The organism is Curtobacterium sp. VKM Ac-2861, from assembly GCF_013204965.1.
In the GTDB taxonomy this organism is placed as follows: domain Bacteria; phylum Actinomycetota; class Actinomycetes; order Actinomycetales; family Microbacteriaceae; genus Curtobacterium.
Map to the genome: position 1 here is coordinate 290,518 of NZ_JABMLA010000005.1, position 24,786 is coordinate 315,303.

The window sequence follows — 24,786 nt, forward strand, 5'->3', positions numbered from 1 at the left end:
CGGTCGACCTCCGTGTCGAATCGGTACTGGGTCAATGTATGCGCTTACATCGCGTCGCGCAACACCGGGGTTCCGTGCCGGGGTGGTACGCAGTGGCGGGCGGCGGCAGCGAGGGTCGGAGTGAGGGTCGGAGTGAGGGTCGCTGCGAGGGTCGCTGCGCACGGTGCGCGTTCCGTTGCCGGGTGCGAGGCTGCCCGCTCCGTGCGCGGTTGCAGGCCCGCACCGGGCGGTCAACGTCGCACGGGATGAGCAAAGCCGCACGGTGCGGACGCATCGCCGCGCCGCTCGCCGCCTCGCTCGCCGCGCCGCTCGCCGCGCCGCTCGCCGCGCCGCTCGTCACAACGCCGGCGGGCAGCTTTCGCGCAGCAGCACCTCGACCGGCAGCCGGACGGCGCGCGGCGGTCCCTCGCGACGGTCCAGCCGGTCGACGATCGCCCGCACCGCTGCACGCCCGAGTTCCCCCATCGGCTGGTGCACCGTGGTGAGCCGCGGCGACGAGAACCGCCCGGCGTCGATGCCGTCGAACCCGGTGACGACGACGTCCTCGGGCACGCGCAGGCCCCGGGCGGTGGCGGCGTCGAGCACCCCGAGCGCCGACTGGTCGTTCGAGCACACGATGGCCCGGGGCACCTCGTCCGCCAGCAGCGTCGCCGCCAGCTCGCGCGCCCGCGCCCGGCCGAAGTCACCGTGCACGACCCGGACCGACGACGCCGGCACCCCGTGGTCCGCCAACGCCGACCGGAAGCCCGTCGAGCGCTCCATGTCGTCCGGCGAGTCGATCGGGCCTGCGACGTACGCGAGCGACCGGATGCCGAGCCGCCCGATCACGTGCGATGCGAGCGTCCGCATGCCGGCGCTGTTGTCCACGCTCACGGAGTCGAACCCGTGCGACCGCCGGTCGTCGGCGAGCACCACGACCGGGATCCGACGGGCGACGTGCTCGAGCAGGTCGTCCGGCACGGTCTGCGCGAGCACGGCGAGGCCGTCCACCCGGCCGGCGACGTCGTTGACGATCACGTCGCGCGAGGACCCCCGACCGGCGGCGACCATCAGCGCGAGTCCGCGCTGCCAGGCCTCGGTCTCGGCGCCGCGCAGGACCTCGTCGAAGTACAGGTTCGAGGAGAACGGCTGGGTCACGTGGCGGCGGTCGTCGACCACGCGGACGCCGCCGTCGGTGACCAGGTCCGGCCGTTCGTCGGGCACCACGTCGAACCCGGGCAGCAGCAGTCCGACGACGCCGGTGCGCTTGCCGGCGAGGGCTCGGGCGTTGCCGGAGGGGACGTAGCCGAGGCTGCGGATCGCCGCCTGGACGCGATCCCGGGTGCCCTCGCGGACGGCGTCCGGCGTGCGGAGCACGCGCGAGACGGTCGCGATCGAGACGTTCGCGGCACTGGCGACGTCGTAGACCGTGGGAGGTGCGGTACGTGGTGCAGCCAAGCCGTGCCTCCCGTCCGACGTCCGCTGGTGCGCACCGGGGCGGCGCGGCCGCACCATCCTAGGCACGGTCCGTGATGGCACTTCTCCACATGTGACGAAAGCCCTTGCGGCGGCCGGAGCGACCGCGCGACACTGTCACGACCTCAGTACGTCCCGTGAGGAAGCGCACCGGCGGGCAGGATGCCCGCGCACACCACGATGCCCACACGCAGGGGAAGGACACCGACATGTCACAGGCGACACGATCCGGAAGCAAGCTGGCGAACCGCGCGAGCCACGACGAGGCCGAGGTGCGCGACGCGCTGCTCGAGCGCACCGACGGCGGCGGTTCGACGTTCGACCAGCTCGACGCGACGGAGGAGCGCGCGGACCGCCCGTAGCGGGTCACGTCCGGCGTCGACCGGGCGACGGCCAGGAGGCGCGGACCGGCACCTGCTGTCGGGTCGCGTCTCCGGGGCGGTCGCGTCCAGTGCCCTGCTCGCGTCACGGCGGACCGCGTCACGCGCCGCGCGTCACGCGCCGCGCGTCATGCCGGGCCCCGGGGTTCGTGCTCCGTCAGGTCACGCGGTTCGCGTCAGCGCTCGGTGGCCCCGACGATCGTCATGCCCGCGCCGCGCAGTCGGCGGCGCTCCTGTGCGATCCAACCGAGCAACCGGTCGTTCGTCCCGGCGACGTGCGCTGCGACGAGCCCGGCCGCACGGTCGGCGTCGCCGTCGCGCACGGCGTCGATGATGGCGCTGTGCTCGTCCCACGCGGCGTCGCGGGCCTCGGGCGTGCGGACCTCGATCCACCGGGTGCGCTCGAGACGGGTCAGGGCATCGGCGATCGCGTCGGTGATGAACCGGTTGCCGCCGAGCGCCGCCAGGTCGAGGTGGAACGTCGAGCCCATCCGGATGCCGGCTTGCTGGTCGGGCGTCGGGCGCAGGGCGTCGAGGTGCCCGCGGACCTCGGCGAGCTGTTCGGCGCTCGCCCGCTCGACCGCGAGTCGGGTGGCGGCGGGTTCGAGCACGCCCCGGAGTTCGGCGAGCGAGGCGATCTCGTCGAGGTCGATCGGGGTGACCGTCCACGAGCGCCCCTCGTGCAGGATGAGGCCCTCGCGCTCGAGCCGCGACAGTGCGGCACGGACGGGGGTCCGCGAGGCGTGGAACCGCGCTTCGAGACCGCGCTCCGAGATGCGCTCACCCGGCGCGATGTCGAGCGTCAGGATCGCGGCACGCAGGTTGTCGTAGAGCTGGGCCGTCTGCGACACCGGGGTTGCATCGGTCGTGTCGGTCACGGCGAACAACTCTAGCGGGGACACCGTCGGAATGGTATACCGTTGTGGTATACCAATTGCTTCCGACATGAAACGATGCGAGCCACCACGATGACCGCGACCGCCGCACCCCCGACGCCCACCACGATCGGCCGCCGAGCGTGGACGATGCTCGCGCTCGGGGTCGCCGCGCAGGCCGCCGGGACCCTCGTGGTGACGGCTCCCGCTCTGCTCATCCCGTACCTGCACGCGAACGGCACGTCCCTGACCGTGGCGGGCGTGCTCGCCGCTGCACCGACGTTCGGCATGGTCCTGACGCTCATCGCCTGGGGCGCGATCACCGACCGGATCGGCGAACGGATCGTGATCGCCGGCGGACTCGTGCTGACGACCCTCGCGGTGGTCGGGGCATGGCTCACCGCGGGCGACCCGGTCCTGCTCGGGCTGGCCTTCCTGCTGGGCGGCATGACGAGCGCATCGACGAACGCCGCGAGCGGCCGGGTCGTCGTCGGGTGGTTCCCGAAGGAGCGGCGCGGGCTCGCGATGGGCATCCGGCAGATGTCGCAGCCGCTCGGGGTGACACTCGCGGCCGTCACGGTGCCGCAGCTCGCCGAGGGGTCCGGGATCCGCGCGGCCCTCGTCCTGCCGATCGTCCTCTGCGCCGTGCTCGCGGTGCTCTGCGCCGTCGGCATCCAGAACCCGCCACGACCGGCCCGGCACACGGCACCGGCCGACGCGACGGCGAACCCGTACCGGGCGAGCGGGTTCCTGTGGCGGATCCACGCGGTGTCGATCCTGCTCGTGGTGCCGCAGTTCACCCTGTCGACCTACGGGCTGGTGTGGCTCGTCGGGCTGGGCTGGTCGACGGCCGCGGCAGGGCTGCTCGTCGGGGCGTCGCAGTTCGTCGGGGCGATCGGGCGGATCCTGGTCGGCGTGTGGAGCGACCGGGCCGGCTCACGCGTCGGACCGCTGCGGATCGTGGTCGTGAGTGCCGCCGTCGTGATGGGGCTGCTCGCGCTCGTCGACGTCACGCACCTGGCCGCCGGCGCCGTGTTCTTGGTGATCGCGACGAGCGTCACCGTGGCGGACAACGGGCTGGCCTACACGTCGGTCGCCGAGGCGGCCGGGCCGTTCTGGTCCGGTCGCGCCCTCGGCACGCAGAACACCGGGCAGTTCATCGCGGCGAGCGCCGTCGGCCCGGGCATCGGCGCGTTGGTGACGGCGCTCGGGTTCGCGGCGTCGTTCGGCATCGTGGCCGTGCTGCCGCTGCTGGCGCTGCCGCTGGTCCCGCGCGCGGACCGGTCGCACGACTGACCCGCGCGGAGTGGGGCCGCCGAGGTTCCACGACTGACCCGCGCGGCGTGGGGGCCGCCGAGGTTCCACGACTGACCCGCGCGGTGTCGGGCCGCCGAGGTTCCACGACTCGCCGCACGCGGTTCGCGGAGGTTCCAGAGAACCGCGGCGCGAGCCCCGAGATGCCGAGATTTCGGAACCTCGGGGCGCGCGCAGGACGCTCGCGGCTCGCTAGGCGGGGACGACCGGACCCACGGGCCAGCGGAGCAGTGCGGCGGCGGGAGCGCCACCGGGCAGCGACGCGGCGTTGACGAGCACGAGCTCGGCGTCGGTCAGCACCGCGGCCCGCACGAGCGCGCACACCGCCGGCACCGCCCCGATGACCGGCGTCCCCGCGGCCTGCTCCGGTGCGGTGGCGACCCACGGCGCCCCGGCGAGCGCGAGCAGCGTCCGGTCGCCGATGGCGACGGCGTCGAGGGCGACGGTCGCGCCCTGGGCCTGCTGCAGCGCCTCGACGACGGGTCCGAGGCCGGTGACGACCTGGTTGTCGCCACGGCCGACGTGCGTGCGGAGCGAGTCCTCGAGGTCGTGACGGCGGGTGGCGACGACGCGGGCGAGTGCGGTCTCGACGTGCTCGACGAACGCCTGCTTCGAACCGGCGTCGGCTCGCGGGTCGCCCGGGAACACCGAGACGAGTGCACGGGTCTCGGACGAGAGTGCCTTCACCAGCAGCTCGCGGGCGGTGACGTCGCCGGCGACGACGACGAGTCCGGGGCGGATCGTCCGAACGGCCTCGTCGACGGCGGCAGCGGTCTCCGACGAGTTCTGCTTCCAGATCTCCTCGGTGTGCTGCTGCCAGTGCGGCTGCTTCCACCCGGTGCCGGCCTTGGCGTAGTGCAGGGTGTCGTTCCGTCCAGCCACCTGCTGCTCGGACGCGTCGGCCGCGACCGGGGCGTGGCCGAGGCGGTAGGCGCGGAAGGCCCCGCCCTCCTTGCCGGCGTGGACCATCAGGAACGGCAGGTCGACGGGACGGTGGGCGACGAGCGGCACCAGGTCCGGCACGGCTCCGACGCCGACGGACTCCGATCCGTGCAGGGGGCCGGGCAGGACCTCGCTCAGCACGACCTCGCCGTCGTGCACGAGCACGTACCGGGTGACGGGCGAGGGGACGCCGGGCTCCTGCTCGAACTCGGTGGCGACGGCGTCGACGACCTCGTCGGACGCACCCTGTGCCCGGAGCCCCTCCTCGACACCGCGGAGCTTGAGCGCCGCCTGTCGTCGGGGATCCTCGACGTTGCCGGAGACGTCGGCGTAGGCCCAGGCCCAGGTGCCGCCGCCCTCCAGTCGCTCTCCCAGGATCCGGTGCAGTTCGCTCGTCGCGTTGGTCGACGTCATGGCAGCTCCTCTCGGACGGTTGCCGGAGCCGATGAGCTCCGGCGCTCTCACGTGCGACCACACTCCACCTCGCCGCCACCGGGCGTCCACAGTCGGGAGCGAACACCCAGGCGCGAATCTGCAACGACGCTCGGTTTTGTGGTTGGCTGACCTGGACCCCGAATCGACGACGAACCGGAGTGCGGCAATGACGCCACGACCACGACCCATCTCCAGACGACAACTCCTGGGCTTCGGCATCGGCACGGCGGCGGCAGGGCTGCTCGCCGGCTGCGCCGTCCCCGGTTCCACCAACGTGAACAAGGCCGCCCTCGTGCCGGCCGCCGCGTCGGGCGAGACCGTCCAGCTCACCTACTGGGCCTGGTTGAAGGACCTGCAGAAGGTCTGCGACGTCTGGAACAAGACGCACCCGAACATCCAGGTGTCGGCGAACTGGATCCCCGGTGGCAACAGCGGCGGGTACCAGAAGATGTACTCCGCGCTGGCGGCCGGCGGCGGTCCGGACATCGGTCAGGTCGAGCTCCGGCAGATCCCCGAGTTCATGCTCGCCAACGGTCTCGTCGACCTCGCCCGCTACGGCGCGAAGGACTTCGAGTCGAAGTACGACGAGGCGGCGTGGGCGCAGGTGTCGTTCGTCGACGGCATCTACGGCATCCCGCAGGACACCGGCCCCATGGGCTTCTACTACCAGACCGCCCTGCTCGAGCAGGCCGGCGGCGAACCCCCGACGACGTGGGACGAGTGGCGGGACCTGGCCGAGAAGGTCCGGAAGACGGGCAAGCAGAACTACCTCGAGGTGTTCCCGGTCTCGGACGCGTCACCGTTCGCCGCGTACGCGCAGCAGGCCGGCGCCCGCTGGTTCAAGGTCGACGGTGACGAGTGGGTCGTCGACATGACCGACGACAAGACCCTGATGGTCGCGGACTTCTTCGACGGGGTCATCGACGACAAGCTCGTCGACACGAGCGCCGGTGCGTACTCCCCCGGCTGGTACGCCTCGGCCGCGAGCGGCAAGATCGCCGCGGTCACGAGCGCGAGTTGGGGCGACGCCCTGATCGAGTCCGTGCAGGGCGGCGAGGGCAAGTGGAAGGTCGCCCCGATGCAGAAGTGGGGCGCCGACGGCTTCGGCTCGAGCGCCATCGGCGGTTCGACGGCGGCGGTCCTGGCGAACGCGAAGCACCCGAGGGAAGCGCTCGAGTTCATCACGTGGATGACCACCTCGAAGGAGGGCATCGACGCGATGATCAAGCACTGCGGCATCGGCTGGTCGCCCGCGGTCGACTACATCGGCAAGCAGCGTGAGCAGCCGTCGAAGTGGTTCTCCGGCCAGAACTACAACGAGGACGTCTTCGTGCCGGCCTCGAAGGAGCAGAACATCGACTGGTCCTGGTCCCCCGTGACCCAGTCGGCGTTCACGAGCCTGCAGAACCAGTTCCGCCGGAAGCTCACCTCCGGCCTCAAGCTCTCCGACGCGGTGGAACTCGCGCAGCGGGAGATCGTCCAGTCCTTCAAGGACAAGGGCCTCAGCGTCAGGACGGCACGATGAGCCAGCAGACCAGCACGCGACCCGCCTTCCGCACGAGCACGAAGGCCACGAGTGCGCAGAAGCGTGCCCCGTGGATCCTGCTCGCGCCGTTCCTGGCCCTGTTCCTGCTGACGTTCATCATCCCGATCATCAGCGCCCTGTTCCAGTCGTTCACGACCGTCGACCGCGAGGGCTTGTTCGGCGAGGACGGCGTCGTCGGCAAGTTCGCCGGCTTCGACAACTACGCGATCGCCCTGCAGGACTCCGGTTTCGTCGCCTCGATCGGCCGCATGCTGCTCTTCGGCATCGTGCAGGTCCCGGTGATGATCATCGCCTGCACGATCCTCGCGCTGCTGCTCGAGTCGGCGAGCGCCCGCTGGCCGGGCTTCTTCCGCGCGATCTACTTCATGCCGTACGGCGTCCCCGGCGTCATCGCGACGATCCTGTGGTCGTTCCTGTACGTGCCCGGCCTGTCGCCGATCGTGTCCCTGCTGCAGTCGATGGGGCTGCAGCCGGACTTCCTCGGTGCCAACAGCGTGCTCTGGTCGATCGCGAACATCGTCACGTGGACCTACACGGGCTACAACATGCTCATCATCGTGGCCCAGCTGAAGTCGATCCCCGGCGAGGTCTACGAGGCCGCCAAGATGGACGGCGCCGGCCCGTTCCAGGTCGCGTGGCGGATCCAGATCCCGCTCATCGCGCCGGCCCTGGTGCTCACCACGGTGTTCTCGATCATCGGCACGCTGCAGCTCTTCGCGGAGCCGCAGATCCTGTCCACGGTCGCCCCGGCGATCGACACCGAGTACACGCCGAACTACGCCGCGTACACGAACGCGTTCGCGTTCAACGAGTACGGCGTCGCGAGTGCGCAGGCGGTCATCATCGCGCTGGCCGCGTTCATCCTGTCGTTCGCGTTCCTCGCGTTGACGAACCGCGCGCCGAAGGACGAACGCGACCGGCGCAAGCGCGCCAAGCGTGACGGCCTGGAGGCCCGCACCGCGCTCCAGACGCGCGCTGCGGCGGGCAGCACCGGTACTTCCCAAGCCGCACCGGGCCTCCAGCCCAGGTCCGGTCTGCAGAACGGAACGAAGGGGGCGGACGCATGACCAGCGAAGCCATCGAAGCGCCGGCCACGGCGAAGACCGCCGTCCCCGTGGACACCACGTCGATCTCGGCGCACCAGCGCCGGAAGCTCGACCGGTCTCCCCGCTCGCAGATCGTCGTGACGGGCATCCTCGTCATCGTCGCGCTGTACTTCCTCGTCCCGCTGTACTGGGTTGTCATCGCCGCGACGAAGACGACCGGCGCGCTGTTCTCGACGAACGGGTTCTGGTTCGGTGGCGAGTTCGCGCTCTGGAGCAACCTGCAGCAGGTGTTCACCTACGACGGCGGCATCTTCGTCCGGTGGATCGCGAACAGCATCCTGTACTCCGGCGTCGGTGCGGTCCTGGCGACCTACTTCGCCGCGGCCGGCGGGTACGCGCTGGCGAAGTACGACTTCAAGGGTCGGCAGTTCGTGTTCGGCACGATCCTCGGTGGCGTGCTCGTGCCCGGGACCGCGACGGCGCTGCCGCTGTTCCTGCTGTTCTCGACGCTGGGCCTGACCGACACGTACTGGAGCGTGCTCATCCCGAGCCTCGTCTCCCCGTTCGGCCTGTTCCTGTGCCGGGTGTACGCCGCCGCGTCGGTGGACACCACGCTGCTCGAACAGGCACGCATCGACGGTGCCAGCGAGCTCCGGATCTTCCACACCGTGGTGCTCCGGCAGATGACCCCGGCCCTGGTGACCGTGTTCCTGTTCCAGGTCGTCGGCATCTGGAACAACTTCTTCCTGCCGCTCATCATGCTGGCAGACCAGAAGCTGTACCCGATCACACTGGGGTTGAACAACTGGCGCTCGCAGGTCGACCGCCTGCCGGAGTTCTACCAGCTCACCACCGGCGGGGTGCTCGTCTCGGTCATCCCGCTCGTCATCGCCATCATCGTCCTGCAGCGCTTCTGGCGCGGGGGCCTCACGGAAGGATCGGTCAAGGGTTGACCAACTCCGCACTCGACGACCTCCACTCGACCTCGCCGGGTTCGGCATCACGGCTCCCTCCGCGGGCCGCGCTCCACACCGACGCACCGTCGCTCTCGCTGAACGGCGATTGGCGCTTCCGGTGGTCGCCGGTCGCGTCGGTGTCCGACGCGTTCGCCACCGACGCCGCCGTGGAGGACGATCCCGCGTGGGGCGAGCTCCCGGTGCCGTCGCACTGGGTGCTGCACGGGCACGGGTCGCCGAGCTACACGAACCTGCAGTACCCGTTCCCGATCGACCCGCCGCACCCGCCGGACGAGAACCCCACCGGTGACCACCGGCGGACGTTCGAGCTGCCGGCGTCGTTCGCGGCCGCCGGTCGGGTGCTGCTGCGGTTCGACGGGGTCGAGTCGCACTTCCGGGTGTGGCTCAACGGCACGCTCGTGGGCTGGTCGACCGGGTCCCGCCTGGCGACCGAGTTCGACGTCACGCAGCTGCTCCGTCCGGGGTCGAACGACCTGGCCGTGCGGGTGCACCAGTGGTCGGCGGCCTCGTACCTCGAGGACCAGGACCAGTGGTGGCTGCCGGGGATCTTCCGCGACGTCACGCTGCTCGCCCGTCCGACGGCGCCGATCGACGACGTGTTCGTCCGGGCGTCGTGGGCTCTAACCCTGGGCAGTGCCGCGACGGCCGGGACCGCTGCGTCCGGACGCCCGGCGACCGGCAGCGGGACCATCACGTTCCCGACGCTGGACGCTGGATTCCCGGTGCGGTTCGCGGTGCCCGACCTCGGCGTCGACGTGACGTGGGCGACGGCCGACGAGGTCACGCCGATCGAGGTCGAGGGCGTCGAGCCGTGGAGCGCGGAGCTGCCGAAGCTGTACGACGCGACGGTGTCGACCGGCCCGGACGCCGGCGGTGCCGCCGGTGGCGAGACCGTCTCGTTGCGGCTCGGCTTCCGCACCGTGTCGATCGAGGGCGACCGGTTCCTGGTGAACGGCGAGCGCGTGGTGTTCCACGGCGTGAACCGGCACGAGACCCACCCCGTCCGCGGCCGCGTCTTCGACGAGGAGCACGCCCGCGCGGACATGGCGCTCATGAAGCGCAACAACGTCAACGCGATCCGCACCTCGCACTACCCGCCGCACCCCCGCGTGCTGGACCTCGCCGACGAGCTCGGCTTCTGGGTGATCCTCGAGACCGACCTCGAGACCCACGGGTTCATCTTCACCGGCTGGGTCGGCAACCCGTCGGACGACCCGGCCTGGGCGGACGCCTACCTCGACCGCGTCGCACGGACCGTCGAGCGGGACAAGAACCACCCGTCCATCGTGATGTGGTCGCTCGGCAACGAGTCCGGCACCGGCCGGAACCTGGCGGCGATGTCGCAGTGGGTGCACGACCGCGACGCCGAGCGGCCCGTGCACTACGAGGGCGACTACACGGGCGAGTACACCGACGTGTACTCGCGGATGTACCCGTCGCTGCAGGAGACCGAGTCCATCGGAGGCGGCACCCCGACGCCCCTGCTCGGCTGCGGCCCGGCCGAGGCCGCACGGCAACGCTCGAAGCCGTTCATCCACTGCGAGTACGTCCACGCGATGGGCAACGGCCCCGGCCAGATCGCCGAGTACGAGGCCCTGGTCGACCGGTACCCGCGCCTGCACGGCGGGTTCGTGTGGGAGTGGCGCGACCACGGGCTCCTGGCGCAGACGGCGTCCGGCCAGGACTACTACGCCTACGGCGGCGACTTCCACGAGGTCGTGCACGACGGCAACTTCGTGATGGACGGCCTGGTGCTGCCCGACGACTCCCCGACGCCCGGGCTCGCCGAGTTCGCGGCCGTCGTCGCGCCGATCCGCCTGGCGGTGTCGGAGACCACGATCCTGGTCGAGAACCGGTACCACTCGGCCTCGACCGCCGGGCTGCGGTTCTGCTGGACCCTGTCGCGGAACGGCGTCGTCGAGGCCTCCGGTCGGTTCGCCGCCGGTGTGGTGGCCGCCCGCGAGTCGGCGACCGTCCCGGTGCCGTCCGAGGTGCTCGACGCGGCCACCGCCGAACTCGCACCCGGCGACGAACTCTGGCTCGACCTGACCGCCGAACTGGCGGGCCCGACCGCGTGGGCGGACACCGGCCACGTCGTCGCACGCACCCAGCGGCTCGTCGCGAGCCGTGTGGCGGACGCACCACGGGCCTCCCGGCAGGGGTGGGACGGCGACCGTCTCGGCGACGGGACGTTCTCGGACCGCGGCGACCTGGTGTCCTGGAAGGGACACGAGGTCGCAGGACCCCGCCTGGAGCTCTGGCGCGCCCCGACCGACAACGACCGCTTGGCGTCGCAGGGCGGCTACGAGACGGCGGACCCGGTGCTGACGCACGGTGTCGGTGACCCGGACGCTCCCCCGTCGGCCTCGCGCTGGCGGGACCGTGGACTGGACCGGCTGACCCACCGCCTGGTGTCGGTGGCACGGACCGACTCCGGCCTGGAACAGCGGGTGCGGGTGGCGGCGGCGAACAGCGGGTGGGGCCTCGAGGTCACGCACCGCTGGACCCTGACGTCCGACGGGCTGGTGCTGCAGACCGACGCGGTGCCGTTCGGGGCGTGGGACGTCACCTGGCCGCGGATCGGGGTGCGGTTCGACCTGCCGGCCGGGTTGGCCGACGAGACGGCCACGTGGTTCGGCACCGGACCGCTCGAGTCGTACGCCGACTCGTCGCACGCTGCCCGGGTCGGTCGGTTCACCGCTCCGGTGCGGTCGCTCGGGGTCGAGTACTCGCGGCCGCAGGAGACCGGGCACCGGCCTGCTCTGCGCTCGTTGTCCGTCGGGCCGTTCACGGTGTCGACCGTGGGGTCGCACCGTGCGGGCTTCACCCTGTCACCGTGGACCGCGCAGCAGATCGACCGCGCCGAGCACCCGTACGAGCTGCCGGCGTCGGACCACCTGTACCTGTACCTCGACGCGGCGCAGCACGGGCTCGGCAGCCGGGCGTGCGGCCTCGACGTGCTGCCGGAGCACCAGCTCTGGCCGCAGGCGTTCAGTTGGAGCGTGGCGCTGGCGTAGGGCGGGGCGGGCTGCACAACCAAAGTCACCCCGAACCACGGATCGCCGCGGTTCGGGGTGACTTTGGTTGTGCGGCGTCCGGCTGCCTACGCGTCGGCGGACAGGGCGCGCAGGGCGTCGGGGTCGCTCGCGTTCAGGAAGTCGGTCAGGCGCTCGGGCTCCCCGGGCTCGTCGATCGCCTCGGCCGCACGGCGCAGCGCGAACAGCGCGCGGAGCACGCCCCGGTTCGGCTCGTGCGCCCACGGCACCGGACCGGCACCGCGCCAGCCGGCCTTGCGCAGGGCGTCGAGCCCGCGGTGGTACCCGACGCGGGCGTAGGCGTACGACTCGAGCGCCGCGCCACGCTCCCAGGCCTCGTCGGCGAGCAGAGCCCACGCCAGGCTCGACGACGGGTGCGACACCACCACGCTGGCGACGGGGGCGTCGGCGGCGAGTGCCGCGGTCACCTCGGGTTCGGCGGGGAGCAGGGTCTCGGGGTTCGTCGACGGGTTCGGCAACAGGTTCTCCGGCATGCCCCCAGCCTGTCATCCCTTGCGCGTCCCCGTGGCCGGGATTACCGTGGGAGGCACCTCGTCGTCATCACGAGGCCCCCGGGGCGGGAGACCGACCGGCGGCACGGATGGCGGACACGGGGGTCCCCGACGGAAGAAGACGGATTGCTGTCGATCACCGGTTCTGCTCAGCCCACGCGCTGACACCGTGATCGCGCGCCCCCGTCGGGCGCTCCACCGCACAGCGGTGGGTTCGGTGTCGTGCGCCCAGCATCGACACCGGGAGGCATTCCCATGCCCAGCAGTCCATCCGTCGTCCTGCACGACGTCACCTTCGCCTGGCCCGACGGCACCGTCGCGCTCGACCACCTCACCGCCGCCTTCGGGCGTGGCCGGACCGGCCTGGTCGGGAGGAACGGGGCCGGCAAGTCCACGCTGGTCCGGCTCGCCACCGGCCGGCTCCACCCCACGTCGGGCACCATCTCGACGTCCGGCCCCGTCGACCACCTGCCGCAACGCCTGGCAACCGGGACCGACGACGCCGTCGCCGACCTGCTCGGCATCCGGTCGACGCTCACCGCACTCCGGGCCGTCCTGTCCGGTGACGCGTCCCCCGAGCACTTCGAGGCGGTCGGCGACGACTGGGACCTCGAGGAACGCGCTGCCGCAGCGATCGCGAGCGTCGGGCTCGACGGCGCCGACCTGGAACGTCCGGTGTCGACGCTGTCGGGCGGGCAGTCCGTGCTCGTCGCCGTCGCCGGGGTGCGGTTGCGCAGCCGTCCGATCGCGTTCCTCGACGAGCCGACGAACAACCTCGACCGTCGGGCACGAGGGCTCCTGCTCGACCTGGTCGACGACTGGCGCGGCACCCTCGTGGTGGTCAGTCACGACCGGGAGCTCCTCGAGCACGTCGACGAGACGTGCGAGCTCCGCGCCGGTGCGATGACCGTGTTCGGCGGGACGTTCAGTGCGTTCGAGGAGCACGTGGCCGTGCAGCAGGCGGCCGTCGAACGGGAGGTCCGGGTCGCCGAACAGCGACACCGCACCGAGAAGCGGCAGCGCATCGAGGCCGAGACGAAGATCGCCCGGCGAGCGCGCGCCGGGGTGAAAGCCGTCGAGAACATGCCGAAGGGCTACGCGAACGAGCTGCGGAAGAAGGGCGAGCAGACCGCCGGCCGGCTGCGCGTCGGGTACGCGGACGACGAGGCCGCTGCCCTCGAGACGAAGCGGGAGGCACAGCTCCGGCTCCGCGACGACGAGTCCATCCACGTGACCCTGCCCGACCCGGACGTCCCGGCGTCACGGCAGATCGCGACCGTCACGGTGCGCGGGCGGGACGTCATCGTGCAGGGGCCGGAGCGGATCGCGGTCACCGGGGACAACGGCGTCGGCAAGTCCACCCTGCTCGAACAGCTCGTCGGTTCGCCGGAGGCCCGGGAGCACCCGCTCCCCGACACCGGAGCCGTCGCCCACGTCGAGCGGATCGCGTACCTGCCGCAGCGGAAGGACACCCTCGACGACACCGCCACGGTGCTCGACAACGTGCGACGGGACGCCCCGCACGTCGCCGTCGCCGAGGTCCGGAACCGCCTCGCGAAGTTCCTGGTGCGCGGCGACACCGTCGACCGGCTCGCGGGGGCGCTGTCCGGCGGGGAGCGCTTCCGGGTGGCGTTGGCGAGCCTGGTGCTGGCCGACCCGCCGCCGCAGCTCCTGGTGCTCGACGAACCGACGAACGACCTCGACCTGACGAGTGTCGACCAGCTCGTCGACGCGTTGCGGGCCTACCGCGGCGCGCTCGTCGTGGTCAGCCACGACGAGACGTTCCTCGACCGACTCGCGCTCGACGCGCGCATCGAGCTGTCGTAGCCCGCTGTCAGCGCCGTCGGGTCGGTCGGATCGCGAGCGACTCGACGGTGCCGCGATCGGGCAGGTCGACGACCGTCCGGACGGCGGCGGCCACGTCCTCCGGCGCCAGGTAGTACGCGGTGTCGTAGTCCTCGCCGAGCTTCTCGGTCAGCGCCCGCTGCATGTCCGAGTCCGTCCGGCCCGGGTGCACGCTCGAGACCCGGACGCCGTTCGCCCGCTCTTCTTCGCGCAGGGCATCGGCGAAGGCCCGCAGTGCGAACTTCGACGCCGCGTACACACCACCGCCGGGGCCGGAGTGGAACCCCGAGCCGCTGTTGATCGGCACGACGATGCCCCGAGCCGCCCGGAGTGCCGGCAGCGCCACCCGGGTGAGCTCGGCGACCGCGAACAGGTTCGTGGCGAAGACCTGCTCCCACACGGCACGCGCGGTGTCGGCGATGGTCGTGCCCTGCTCGACACCGGCCGAGTGCACGAGCACGTCGAGCCGGTCGGGCAGCGCCGGCAGGTCCCCCGCGCCGAGGTCGCCGACGAACGGCACGGCGCTCGGCAGCTCGGCGACGAGGGCGTCCACTGCCTCGGCGTTCCGCCCGCCCACGAACACGTGGTGGGTGCGACCGAGGTCGGTCGCGATCGCGCGGCCGATGCCGCGGGTGGCACCGGTCACCAGGGCGACCGGACGGTTCTGGAGCTGTTCTGTCGTCACGTGGGCCAGCCTACGGAAGCCGGGCCGGGCCTCCTGTCCGGTTCCGCGATCTGTGGAGAACCGTCACCGCGACGACCATCGCGACCACCAGGACGGCCACCGCCGCGATGCCCCAGGGCGAGCCGGCCAGCGCGGCGACGACCGCCCAGAACACCGCGAGCCCGACGGTGGCGTAGAGGAAGGCCCACGCGACGCACCCCGGCACCATCGCGATCGTGTACCGCCACCACGCCACACGGGCGAGCCCCGCGGCCGCGTTCATCACCGTCTGCAGCCCGACCACCACGAAGCTCACCGTCACCACCGGCAGGCCCCATCGTTCGAGGAGCACTGAGCCGCGGCGGACCGCCGGCGAGTGCAACCAGCGACCCCAGCGGGAGCGCGAGGCACCCGTCACCGCGAGACGCGCGACCCAGTACGTGGCCTGCGCACGGCAGAACACGATCACGAAGAGCGCGAGGACGAGCTGCCAGAACGGCAGCCCCTCGAGGAAGTCGGGCACGGTCGCACCGTAGCGCCTCCGTCCGGAGGAACGCCGCGGGTGTCAGTCGCCGTCGGCGCCCTGCCGGATCCTGATCCCCTCGAGCACGTCCTGCGCCCGCTTCTCGTCCTGCTTCTCGATCTGGCGGGTGTCGCGCTCAGGGAGCTGGATGTCCTCCTCCGCCCGGATGCCCGCCTGCAGCTGCCGGCCGCGCTCGAGCTCGGCGTCGAACTCGGCACCGAACAGCAGCGCGTTGTTCGTGATCCAGAGCCACAGCAGGAACACGATGACCCCACCGAGGGAGCCGTACGTGGCGTTGTAGTTCGAGAAGTTGGCGACGTAGAACCCGAAGCCGACGCTCGCGATGATCAGGATGAGGATCGCCAGGATCGACCCACCGCTCACCCACCGGAACTTCGGCTGCTTGACGTTCGGCGCCCAGTAGTAGAGCACTGCGACGACGATGATCGCGACGACGAGCAGGATCGGCCACTGCACGATCAGCAGGACCGTCGCGGCCGCGTCGCCGAGTCCGATGACGTCACCGAAGCTCCGGGCGAGCGGGCCCGAGACGAGCACGAGCAGGCCGACGACGAGCATGACGACGGTGAACACTGTCACGCCGAGCATGGTCGGGCGGAGCTTCCAGATCGGTCGGCCCTCGCGGACGTTGTAGATCCGGTTCATCGCCCGGCCGAAGGCGCCGACGTACCCGGATGCCGACCAGATCGCGCCGACGATGCCGACGACGAAGGTGATGCCCGCTGCGGGCGACCGGACGAGACCCTCGATCGGGTCCCTCAGCAGGTCGACGACGCTCTGCGACCCGACGTTGCCGATGATCGTCAGCAGGGAGTCGATGGTCTTCTGCGGGTCGGACACGAGGCCCAGGATCGAGACGATCGCCAACAGTCCGGGGAAGAGCGCGAGCACCGTGTAGTAGGTCAGGCTCGCCGCGAGGTCGGTGCACTGGTCGCCGGTGAACTCGCGCAGCGTCTTCTTGAGCGTGTAGACGAGCGTGGGCTTGGTGAGGTCGGTGGGGCTGTCCGGCTTCCGGGAGTCGTCCGGGTCCGGCTTCTGCTGCTCCTGCGCCATCGGACTACCCCCGCGCCTTCAGGGCCTGCTTCGACCGCTTCACGGCGGCCTTGCGGTTCTTGTTCGCCCGTCGCTGCACCGCGGCGATGCCGGTCTGCTGCTTCACGCGGGCCTTGTGGGCCGGGTCACGGTCCAGCGCCTGCTCGGCGGCCTTCGCCCGGGCCTTCCGACCCTTGCGGCCGGACTGTGCCTGCTCCTTGGCCGAGGGGCCGTCGCCGCGCGCGCCGAACGGCAGCAACGCGGTGAAGGCCGAACTCGCCGGAGGCGTCGCCAGGTGGCCGGCGGGGCGGTTGCGGATCGCGATGCCGGTGATGATCGCCGCGATCCCGGTGAGACCGGTGATGCCCATCGCCACGAGGGGCGTGGGGTCACGGTGCCAGCGCTGGCGGGTCTTCGCGGCTGCGAGCCGTGCCCGCGCCGGGAGGTTCGCACGGCGCTTGAGCTCGGTGACGGTGTCGGTCATGCGCTCACGCGTGCGGACGTTCGCGAGTTCGAGCTCGGGGAGACTGTCCTTGGCCATTCCCCAGTTTCTACACGGTGGGGCCGGGGGCGCGCCCAGATGGCCGCGGTGAGGCCTCCTGCTCGGTGTCGCTCCTGCGGCAGTGGGCGTGGCCCCAGGGCGGACGGGAGGCCCGTGGCGGGCCCGCCACGGGCCTCCCGTCCGTCGGTCACGGCGTTCAGGACGGGACGACGACGTCCTCGGGCTGGCCGCTGGCAGCCGAACGACCGGCTGCCTCCATGAGTGCGAGGCTGCGCAGGTTGTCGCGGCCGCTCGTCGCCGGTGCCGGACCGCCCTCGACCGAACGGGCGAAGGCCTGCAGCCCGCCCTGGCGGTCGGTGTGCTCGAGCACGGGCAGCTCGACGGGCTCGGCCTCGTCGTCCTGGGTGCGGCGGAGGGTGGCCACGTCGCCGTCGACCGCGTTCGGTGCTCCGTCGCGGCTGGTGAACCAAAGTTCGCCGTCCTCGCCCTGGATGCTCCACTCGCCGGCCCACGCCGTGCGGGGGCCGCGGCTCAGCCAGCTGCCGCGGTAGCTGACGACCAGCCCACCGTCGAGCTCGATGAGCATCGAGGCGATGGCTTCGTCCTGGTACTTGCTGTAGGACGGGAAGGTCGCCTTGGCGAAGACCCGGACGGCCTCCTGCCCGGTGACCATCCGCAGCAGGTCGAAGTGGTGGATGGCCATGTCGTTGATCATGGCGTGGGGGAACTTGTAGTGCGGGTGTTCCTCGAACGCCAGGTCGTTGTCCCACTGCCGGAAGTCGACGTTGATCGCGGAGAGCTCGCCCACGGTGTTCGCAGCGAGCAGGTCCTGCACGGCGCGCGGTGCCGGGTACCAGCGGTAGTTCTGGCTGACCTGCAGCACGAGGCCGAGCTCCTCGGCACGGCGCACGGCGGTGACGGCCTCGTCCGTGGTGTTGGCGAACGGCTTCTCGACCAGGACGTGCTTGCCGGCGTCGAGGGCCTCGAGCGCGAGCGGCACGTGGGTGACGGCGGGGGCGGTGATGACGACGGCGTCGGCCTCGACCCCGGCGAGCGCCTCGGTCAGGGACGCGAACGCAGCGGACGCGGGCAGCCCGAGGTCCTGCTGCACGGCGGTCAGCGTCGCCGGCACCGGGTCGACGATCCCGACCACCTCCACTTCGGAGACCTCTGGGATGGCGGTGCGGGCCCAGTTGCCGCCCCACCCTCCGAGACCGACGTGGATGATCCGGACCGTCATGCGTGCACTCCTTCGTGGCTGCCGCGTCACGACTCCCGTGACGCGTCCGTCCAGTCTGTCAGTGCTGCGGGCGGTGGGCGCCGAGGTTCGGGCGCCGAGGTTCCACGACATGCCGCGTGCGCGGCGCCGAGGTTCCACGGATCGCGCCGGGCGACGTCGAGATGCCGAGATTTCGGAACCTCGACGGGACGACCGACGGGACCGGCGCGACCAGCGCGACCCGGGCGCTCAGTGCGTGAAGGCGTAGGCGATGAGCGCCATCGTCACGATGAACCCCGCCAGGTAGTTGATCCAGAGGAACCGCTTCCACCCGGCGTTCGCGGCCTCGGCGCCCTGGTCCGTGATGTTCCACCACGGCAGCACGTTGAGCGCGTACGGGATCACGACGACGGCGGCGATCGGCCCCGGGAACGCCGAGAACAGCAGCGCGACACCTGCGACCACGTACGCGACGAACGCGAGTCGCACGGTCGCCCGCGCACCGATCACGGTCGCGACGGACCCGATGCCGCCGGCCCGGTCGGCCAGGACGTCCTGCACGGCGCCGAACGCGTGCGAGGCGACCCCCCACAGGAAGAACGCGATGCAGACGGCGACGAGCTCACCGGTCCAGTGCGGGCCGGCGAGGGCGAGGCCGTAGATCGCGGGCGAGACGAAGTGGGTCGACGAGGTCAGGGAGTCGAGGAACGGCTTCTCCTTGAACCGCAGCCCCGGCGCCGAGTACGCGATGACGGCGAACACGCTGATCGCGAGGACGAGCCACGACCACGGCCCGTTCCCGCTCACCGCCCCGAGCACGACGAGCGCGACCAGGAACGGCACGTTCGTGACGACGACGGCCCAGAGCGTGGTGCGGTGGACGCTCTTGTCGAGCAGCGCCCCCTCGACGCCGCCCTTGCGCGGGTTGCGCAGGTCGGACTCGTAGTCGAAGACGTCGTTGATGCCGTACATCGCCAGGTTGTAGGGCACCAGGAAGTACACGACGCCGACCAGGAACGCGACGAGCGAGAACCCACCGCCGCCGCTGCTGTCGTCAACGCTGACGCCGACCCCGCTGCCGAGCAGGTACGCGGCACCGAACGGGTAGGCGGTGTTCACCCAGCTGATCGGGCGCGACGAGACGAACAGTGCTCGCAGGGTCGACGGCCTGGAGGCGGTGCTGGCGTTCACGGGGTGTCCTCCGGTGGTGCGGTGGTCGGGTCGGGCGCGGGGCGCGCGGCGGCCGGGTCGCGCGGGCCCGTCCGGTCGAACAGGACCCACAGGCTCGGCAGCAGCACGATCGCCGCCATCGCGTACGCGAGGTCCTCGACCGGGATCGCCCCGATCTTCGCGCCGCTGATGAGCGAGGGGTCGTAGGCGACGATGCGCAGGGTCACGATGACGTTGTCGAACACGATCGTCATCACGAGCAGCGCGATCCCGGCGACGAGCGACGTGACCAGTGCGACCCGACGCCCGGGCCCCGGTGCGCGTCCCGCCGCTCGTGCACGGCGCGCGGCCACGATGCCGGCGACGACCGCCACCACCGCCACGACGGCGAAGAACGGCAGGGCCAGGAGGGCGTACGCGCCGGAGCCGGTCACGGACGCCGCCGTCCGAGCGACCGCTGCACGACGGGCCGGACGAAGCCGACCAGGTCCATCGTCGAGTAGCAGAGCAGCAGCAGGAAGAAGAGCTCCTCGAGCGGGACCTCGGGGGCGAGGAGCACCCCGGTCAGCAGGTGCTGCGGGCCGATGAAGAAGATGCCGTACCCGACCCCGGCGACGTCCCACACCATGAAGAACGCGACACCGACGACCATCACCGCAGCCGCACGCCACGGTGCGCGCCAGAAGAACAGCCGGAAGCGGGCGTCGAGCACGGTCATGCCGATCAGCGACACGACCAGGCCGGCGAGGTACAGCCCCGGCATCAGACGGTGCCGGCCTGGTTCCGCGGGGTGCCGAGCGGCGTCGGCAGCGGTTCGGTGCTCGTGTCGCCGTGGATCCGCTTGAGCAGGACCTCGGCGCTGATCAGGCACATCGGCAGACCGATGCCCGGGATCGTGGACGCCCCGGCGTAGTACAGGCCCTCGACCTTGGCCGACGCGTTCTTCTCGCGGAAGAACGCACTCTGCTTGAGCGTGTGCGCGGGGCCGAGCATCGACCCGTTCCACGCGTTGAGGTCGTCGGCGAAGTCGCGCGGTCCGATCGTCCGGCGGACCCGGATGCGGTCCCGCAGGTCGGGGACGCCCGAACGCTCGGCGACGACGTCGATGGCGCGGTCGGCGATCTGCTCGACCTCCCAGTCGCCGGCACCGTCGATCCCGCCCTTGCCGATGGACAGGTCGGCGGGCAGCGGCACCAGGATGAAGAGGTTGCTCGAGCCGCGGGGCGCGACGGACGGATCGGTCTCGGACGGCGCGCAGACGTAGATCGACGCGGGGTCGGGGACGTGCCGGTCCTTGCCGAAGATCGCGCCGAAGTTCGCCTTCCAGTCCTCGGTGAACACCAGGGTGTGGTGCAGCAGGCCGGGCGTCGGTCCGTCGATACCGAGGTAGACGAGCACCGCGCTCGGTCCGGGGTCGCGGGTCTTCCAGTGCTCGGCGCCGTGGGTGCGGTGCTCGCGGTCGAGCAGCTGCATCTCGGTGTGCTGCAGGTCGGCGGCGCTCACGACCAGGTCGGCCGGGGCGGTGTGCTGCACGCCGTCGCGGTCGCGGTGCACGACCCCGGTGGCGACGCCGTCCTCGACGACGATCCGTTCGACCTTCGCGCCGGCGATGATCTTCGCGCCCTCGGCACGGGCAACCCGCTCGACCGCGGCGATCACCTCGGTGATGCCGCCCTTCGGGTAAAGCACCCCGTCGGCGAGGTCGAGGTGGCTCATCAGGTGGTACATGCTCGGCGCGGCGTACGGGCTCGTGCCCAGGAAGACGGCCGGGTAGCCCAGGATCTGCCAGAGTCGCCGGTCCTTGACCGCCGAGGCAGCGCGGGACGACAGCGGCTGCAGCAGGAGCCGGGCGAGCTTCGGCAGGCGACGGAGCACGTCGGGGGCGGCGAGCTTCGTGAGGTCCTGGAACGTCGTGTACAGGAACCGGCGGATCGCCATCGCGTAGGTGTCCTGCGCCGAGGCGAGGTACTTCCGGATCCGCTTGCCGGCTCCGGGCTCGACGGACTCGAACAGCGCGATGTTCGCCTCGGCGTCGGCGCGCAGGTCGATCGGCTCGTCGTTGCCCTCGCTGTAGACGCGGTACCCGGGGTCGAGCTTCACGAGGTCGAGTTCGGCGTCGGCCGAGGTGCCGAGCAGCTGGAAGAAGTGGTCGAACACCTCGGGCATGAGGTACCACGACGGCCCGGTGTCGAACCGGAAGCCGTCGCGCTCCCACGAACCGGCACGGCCGCCGAGCTGCGACCGCTGCTCGAGCACGGTCACGGCGAAGCCGTCCCGCGCGAGCAGCGCCGCGGACGCCAGTCCGCTGATGCCGCCGCCGATCACGACGGCGCGTCGGGCGGGCACCTTGCGCCGGGTGGTGGCGGCGACGGCCGTCGGACGGGAGGCGCGGGGCGGGGTCATGACGTGCCTCCTGGCCGACGTGTGGCCACCTTCGACCGCACGGGGGCGCGTCCGGCGAGCACCTGTGCGGCCAGGCGTGCCTTCACCGGGTTCGGGACGCGCACGCGCGTCGTCACCAGGCGCGTCGCCGGTGTGCGGGCGATGCGGTCGTTGAGTTCCTGGAACAGGGCGTGCGCGAGCCCGACGGCGTTCCGGGCGTCGGCCGGCAGCAGCCGGATCGTCCGGGCCGCGTGGTCGAGGTCGGCCTGCACGTCGGCGACCAGGCGGTCCTTGGTGGCTTCGTCGAACGACCGGATGTCGACGCCCGGGAAGTACGAGCGACCGAGCACCTCGAAGTCGGCGTGCAGGTCGCGCAGGAAGTTCACCTTCTGGAACGCGGCGCCGAGCGCACGCGCCCCGGCGACGAGCTCGGCCTGGTCGAACGTCGGCTTGCCCGCGCGGTACACGAACGCGCGGAGGCACATCAGGCCGACGACCTCGGCGGAGCCGTACACGTACGCGTCGAACGAGGCGTCGTCGTGCTCGGTGCGCTCCAGGTCCATCCGCATCGACGCGAAGAACGGCTTGGTGAGCTCCGCGCCGAAGCCCGTGACCCGTGCACTCCGGGCGAACGCGTGCACGACGGGGTTCACCGAGAAACCGAGGGCGATCGCGCGCTCGGTGTCGGCCTCGAGCTCGTCGAGGACCGTCCGTGCCAGGTCGGGGTCGAGCCCCGCCTCGGTCGCGGGACCGTCGACGACCTCGTCGGCGACGCGCACCAGCGCGTAGACGTTGCGGATGTGCTCGCGGGTGTCCTTGGCGAGCAACCGGCTCGCCAGGCCGAACGACGTCGAGTAGCGGTCGATGACGACGCTCGACGCTGCCTCGGCCGTGGCGTCGTACAGGGGGAGCCGACCGGACGGCGCACTGCCGGTCCGGGTGGTGTCGGTCGTCACCGGGCGCGCTCCACGAGTTCGGTCACGAGGCCCTCCAGGCGGTCGGCGAGGTCGTACGGCAGTCCGGAGAGCTCGGCACGGGCGAGTGCGACGTGGTCGGCGATCCGGGACTCGGCTGCGGCACGGGCACCGCAGGTGACCAGGGTCGCACGGAGTTCGGCCGCGCGGTCCTCGGTCAGGTCCGGGTCACCCAGGTAGGGAGCGATGTCCGGCCAGCAGTCCGTCGTGGCCGCGTAGGCGATGAGCATGGTCCGCTTGCCCTCGCGCAGGTCCCCCAGCACGCTCTTGCCGGTGGTCGTCTCGTCGCCGAACACCCCGAGCAGGTCGTCGACGATCTGGTAGGCGATGCCGATCTCGCGGCCGAAGGCGCCGAGCGCGGTGACGACGGTCTCGGGCGCGCCGGCGAGCACGGCACCGGACTGCAGCGGTGCCTCGAACGAGTACACGCTCGTCTTCGCCCGTTCCATCGCCAGGACCTCGTCCACCGTCGGCATCACGCCCAGGGCCAGGTCGACGTCGGTCATCTCACCGGCGGCGCTGGCGAACACGGCTTCGTCGAGCAGTTCGAGCAGACGCCCACGACGCTCGCCCGTCACGCCGGAGGACTCGATGAACCGAGGGGCGCCGGAGAGTGCGAGGTCGCCCGCGATCACGGCGGCGCTCATCCCGCGGTGCTCGGCGGTCGGCAGCGGCAGCCCACCGGTGGTGCCGGCGTCGCGGTAGGAGCCCGCGACGTTCGGCTGGCCGCGGCGCGCCCAGTCACGGTCGATCACGTCGTCGTGCACCACCAGCGCGGTGTGCAGGAGTTCGTAGGCCGCGGCGACGTGCGCGGCAGCGTGCACGTCGTCCCCGCCGAGGCCGAGGTACGCGGTCAGGACCATGCGCGGTCGGAAGCGCTTGCCGCCCAGGCTCGCCTTGCGGAGCACCCGCCAGAGTTCCTCGGACGGACGGCCGTAGCGCGCGGCACGAGCCGAGGACACGACGAAGAAGCGCTCGAGACAGTCGTCGACGAGCGCGAGGTCGATGTGCGCCACGGTGGCCGCTTCCTCGCTCATTGGCCTAACCTATCGGTGCAGATGAGCGCTTTCCCGGAAACCGTGGTCCTGCTGGCCGACGACCGTACCCCGATCGGCACAGCGGACAAGTTCACGGTGCACACAGACCACACGCCCCTCCACCTGGCCTTCTCGTGCCACGTCCGCAACACCGACGGGGACGTCCTGGTGACCCGTCGCGCCCTGTCGAAGAAGACGTGGCCCGGTGTCTGGACGAACACGTTCTGCGGGCACCCCGGCCCCGACGAGTCGTTCGAGGACGCCATCGCCCGCCGGGCATCGCGCGAACTCGGCATCACCGTGCGCGACGTCGAGCTCGTGCTGCCGGACTTCCGGTACCGCGCGGTCGACGCCTCGGGGATCGTCGAGAACGAGGTCTGCCCGGTGTTCCGCGCCGTCACCGACGACCTGCCCGCCCCCGCGGACGACGAGGTCGCCGAGTACGCCTGGGTCGCCGAGGACTCGCTGCGGGCCGCCGTCGCCGGTGCGCCGTTCGGCTGGAGCCCCTGGCTGGGCTGGCAGCTGACCGAGCTCGAGGCCGCGGGCCTGCACATCACCCGCTGACCCTGGCGGCCGCCTGGGCCGAGACTCGCGCTCCGCGACACTCCTCGTGCCGGCGAGCACGAGAACCGTCGCCCAGGCCGAGTCGCGGACGAGCGCGGCCGAGCGCTTGGCTCCCTCGTGCGTCCGGAGTAGGGTCGGACGTCGGCCACGGTTGTGGCCACGAGGCTGCGCACCGCGGCCGCACGACCAGGAGAAGGGCAGGTGAGGCGCGATGTCGGGTGACCATCCTCGCGCGGGCCGGCAGCCCCTCCCCCTCGCCGCCGCGCCCGTGTCCTAGATCTCCTCCGCCCGCTGCGGCCCGCCCGCGGCATCGCGCCTGCCTGCTCCCGACCACGA

At 71.7% G+C, this 24,786-nt stretch carries 23 protein-coding genes; 8 read left to right on the forward strand and 15 right to left on the reverse strand.

Annotated elements, in window-relative coordinates; translation table 11 throughout:
- Positions 1–336 precede the first annotated feature (336 nt).
- Positions 337–1,437 (reverse strand): LacI family DNA-binding transcriptional regulator, encoded by a 1,101-nt coding sequence (locus HQQ88_RS14470; RefSeq protein WP_254067118.1) that lies wholly within the window; start codon positions 1,435–1,437, stop codon positions 337–339.
- Between the two features lie 227 nt (positions 1,438–1,664).
- On the opposite strand from HQQ88_RS14470, the gene HQQ88_RS14475 reads away from it, so the two are divergent.
- Positions 1,665–1,817, forward strand: a complete 153-nt coding sequence (locus HQQ88_RS14475; RefSeq protein WP_159570996.1) for a hypothetical protein — start codon at positions 1,665–1,667, stop codon at positions 1,815–1,817.
- A gap of 194 nt (positions 1,818–2,011) precedes the next feature.
- Here the strand turns inward: HQQ88_RS14475 and HQQ88_RS14480 are convergent, their stop codons facing one another.
- Positions 2,012–2,713: a GntR family transcriptional regulator gene (locus HQQ88_RS14480; RefSeq protein ID WP_235035805.1), complete on the reverse strand. Its 702-nt coding sequence runs from the start codon at positions 2,711–2,713 to the stop codon at positions 2,012–2,014.
- 90 nt (positions 2,714–2,803) lie between these two features.
- Here HQQ88_RS14480 and HQQ88_RS14485 point away from each other — a divergent pair, with 90 nt between their 5' ends.
- A complete protein-coding gene (locus HQQ88_RS14485; RefSeq protein WP_173169867.1) occupies positions 2,804–4,006 on the forward strand; it encodes an MFS transporter in 1,203 nt (400 codons plus the stop codon).
- Positions 4,007–4,216: 210 nt separating this feature from the next.
- Here HQQ88_RS14485 and HQQ88_RS14490 read toward each other — a convergent pair whose 3' ends face one another.
- On the reverse strand, positions 4,217–5,380 hold the full coding sequence (locus HQQ88_RS14490; protein WP_173169869.1) for a hypothetical protein: 1,164 nt from the start codon (positions 5,378–5,380) through the stop codon (positions 4,217–4,219).
- 187 nt (positions 5,381–5,567) lie between these two features.
- Here HQQ88_RS14490 and HQQ88_RS14495 point away from each other — a divergent pair, with 187 nt between their 5' ends.
- The 4 genes from HQQ88_RS14495 to HQQ88_RS14510 are packed head-to-tail and all read left to right on the forward strand — an operon-like array spanning position 5,568 to position 11,987.
- Complete coding sequence (locus HQQ88_RS14495; protein WP_123293506.1) at positions 5,568–6,926, forward strand: sugar ABC transporter substrate-binding protein; 1,359 nt, start codon at positions 5,568–5,570, stop codon at positions 6,924–6,926.
- On the forward strand, positions 6,923–8,014 hold the full coding sequence (locus HQQ88_RS14500) for a carbohydrate ABC transporter permease (RefSeq protein ID WP_173169871.1): 1,092 nt from the start codon (positions 6,923–6,925) through the stop codon (positions 8,012–8,014). The genes HQQ88_RS14495 and HQQ88_RS14500 overlap by 4 nt, the downstream gene beginning before the upstream one ends.
- The gene (locus HQQ88_RS14505; RefSeq protein WP_111085425.1) at positions 8,011–8,946 is read left to right on the forward strand and encodes a carbohydrate ABC transporter permease; all 936 of its coding nucleotides are present in this window, start codon (positions 8,011–8,013) and stop codon (positions 8,944–8,946) included. Before HQQ88_RS14500 ends, HQQ88_RS14505 begins: the two co-directional genes overlap by 4 nt.
- The gene (locus HQQ88_RS14510) at positions 8,943–11,987 is read left to right on the forward strand and encodes a glycoside hydrolase family 2 TIM barrel-domain containing protein (protein WP_173169873.1); all 3,045 of its coding nucleotides are present in this window, start codon (positions 8,943–8,945) and stop codon (positions 11,985–11,987) included. Before HQQ88_RS14505 ends, HQQ88_RS14510 begins: the two co-directional genes overlap by 4 nt.
- An 86-nt stretch (positions 11,988–12,073) precedes the next feature.
- Here the strand turns inward: HQQ88_RS14510 and HQQ88_RS14515 are convergent, their stop codons facing one another.
- Positions 12,074–12,499, reverse strand: coding sequence for a DUF3151 domain-containing protein (locus HQQ88_RS14515; RefSeq protein ID WP_173169875.1), 426 nt, complete (start codon positions 12,497–12,499; stop codon positions 12,074–12,076).
- Positions 12,500–12,772: 273 nt separating this feature from the next.
- Between HQQ88_RS14515 and HQQ88_RS14520 the strand changes: the two genes are divergently transcribed.
- Positions 12,773–14,344 carry an ABC-F family ATP-binding cassette domain-containing protein gene (locus HQQ88_RS14520; protein ID WP_173169877.1) on the forward strand — a complete coding sequence of 524 codons (1,572 nt, stop codon included), beginning with the start codon at positions 12,773–12,775 and terminating at the stop codon, positions 14,342–14,344.
- Between the two features lie 7 nt (positions 14,345–14,351).
- Here HQQ88_RS14520 and HQQ88_RS14525 read toward each other — a convergent pair whose 3' ends face one another.
- From HQQ88_RS14525 to HQQ88_RS14575, 11 genes are all read right to left on the reverse strand, one after another.
- Positions 14,352–15,047 carry an SDR family oxidoreductase gene (locus HQQ88_RS14525; protein ID WP_173169879.1) on the reverse strand — a complete coding sequence of 232 codons (696 nt, stop codon included), beginning with the start codon at positions 15,045–15,047 and terminating at the stop codon, positions 14,352–14,354.
- A 10-nt stretch (positions 15,048–15,057) separates the two neighbouring features.
- The gene (locus tag HQQ88_RS14530; RefSeq protein ID WP_123293500.1) at positions 15,058–15,549 is read right to left on the reverse strand and encodes a DedA family protein; all 492 of its coding nucleotides are present in this window, start codon (positions 15,547–15,549) and stop codon (positions 15,058–15,060) included.
- Between the two features lie 42 nt (positions 15,550–15,591).
- Positions 15,592–16,623, reverse strand: a complete 1,032-nt coding sequence (locus HQQ88_RS14535; protein ID WP_131922154.1) for a YihY/virulence factor BrkB family protein — start codon at positions 16,621–16,623, stop codon at positions 15,592–15,594.
- Positions 16,624–16,627: 4 nt separating this feature from the next.
- On the reverse strand, positions 16,628–17,143 hold the full coding sequence (locus HQQ88_RS14540) for a hypothetical protein (RefSeq protein WP_123672087.1): 516 nt from the start codon (positions 17,141–17,143) through the stop codon (positions 16,628–16,630).
- A 157-nt stretch (positions 17,144–17,300) separates the two neighbouring features.
- Positions 17,301–18,344, reverse strand: coding sequence for a Gfo/Idh/MocA family protein (locus tag HQQ88_RS14545; protein ID WP_131844736.1), 1,044 nt, complete (start codon positions 18,342–18,344; stop codon positions 17,301–17,303).
- Between the two features lie 228 nt (positions 18,345–18,572).
- Positions 18,573–19,514, reverse strand: a complete 942-nt coding sequence (locus HQQ88_RS14550; protein WP_173169881.1) for a prenyltransferase — start codon at positions 19,512–19,514, stop codon at positions 18,573–18,575.
- Entirely contained in the window at positions 19,511–19,927 is a 417-nt protein-coding gene (locus HQQ88_RS14555) for a lycopene cyclase domain-containing protein (protein WP_165901151.1), read from the reverse strand. Before HQQ88_RS14555 ends, HQQ88_RS14550 begins: the two co-directional genes overlap by 4 nt.
- Entirely contained in the window at positions 19,924–20,256 is a 333-nt protein-coding gene (locus tag HQQ88_RS14560) for a lycopene cyclase domain-containing protein (RefSeq protein ID WP_131922150.1), read from the reverse strand. Before HQQ88_RS14560 ends, HQQ88_RS14555 begins: the two co-directional genes overlap by 4 nt.
- Entirely contained in the window at positions 20,256–21,896 is a 1,641-nt protein-coding gene (crtI, locus tag HQQ88_RS14565) for a phytoene desaturase family protein (protein WP_216834816.1), read from the reverse strand. Before crtI ends, HQQ88_RS14560 begins: the two co-directional genes overlap by 1 nt.
- Complete coding sequence (locus tag HQQ88_RS14570) at positions 21,893–22,831, reverse strand: phytoene/squalene synthase family protein (protein ID WP_367917026.1); 939 nt, start codon at positions 22,829–22,831, stop codon at positions 21,893–21,895. The genes crtI and HQQ88_RS14570 overlap by 4 nt, the downstream gene beginning before the upstream one ends.
- Entirely contained in the window at positions 22,828–23,886 is a 1,059-nt protein-coding gene (locus HQQ88_RS14575) for a polyprenyl synthetase family protein (protein ID WP_123340003.1), read from the reverse strand. Before HQQ88_RS14575 ends, HQQ88_RS14570 begins: the two co-directional genes overlap by 4 nt.
- Positions 23,887–23,907: 21 nt before the next feature.
- On the opposite strand from HQQ88_RS14575, the gene idi reads away from it, so the two are divergent.
- On the forward strand, positions 23,908–24,450 hold the full coding sequence (gene idi / locus HQQ88_RS14580) for an isopentenyl-diphosphate Delta-isomerase (RefSeq protein WP_173169883.1): 543 nt from the start codon (positions 23,908–23,910) through the stop codon (positions 24,448–24,450).
- Positions 24,451–24,786 lie beyond the last annotated feature (336 nt).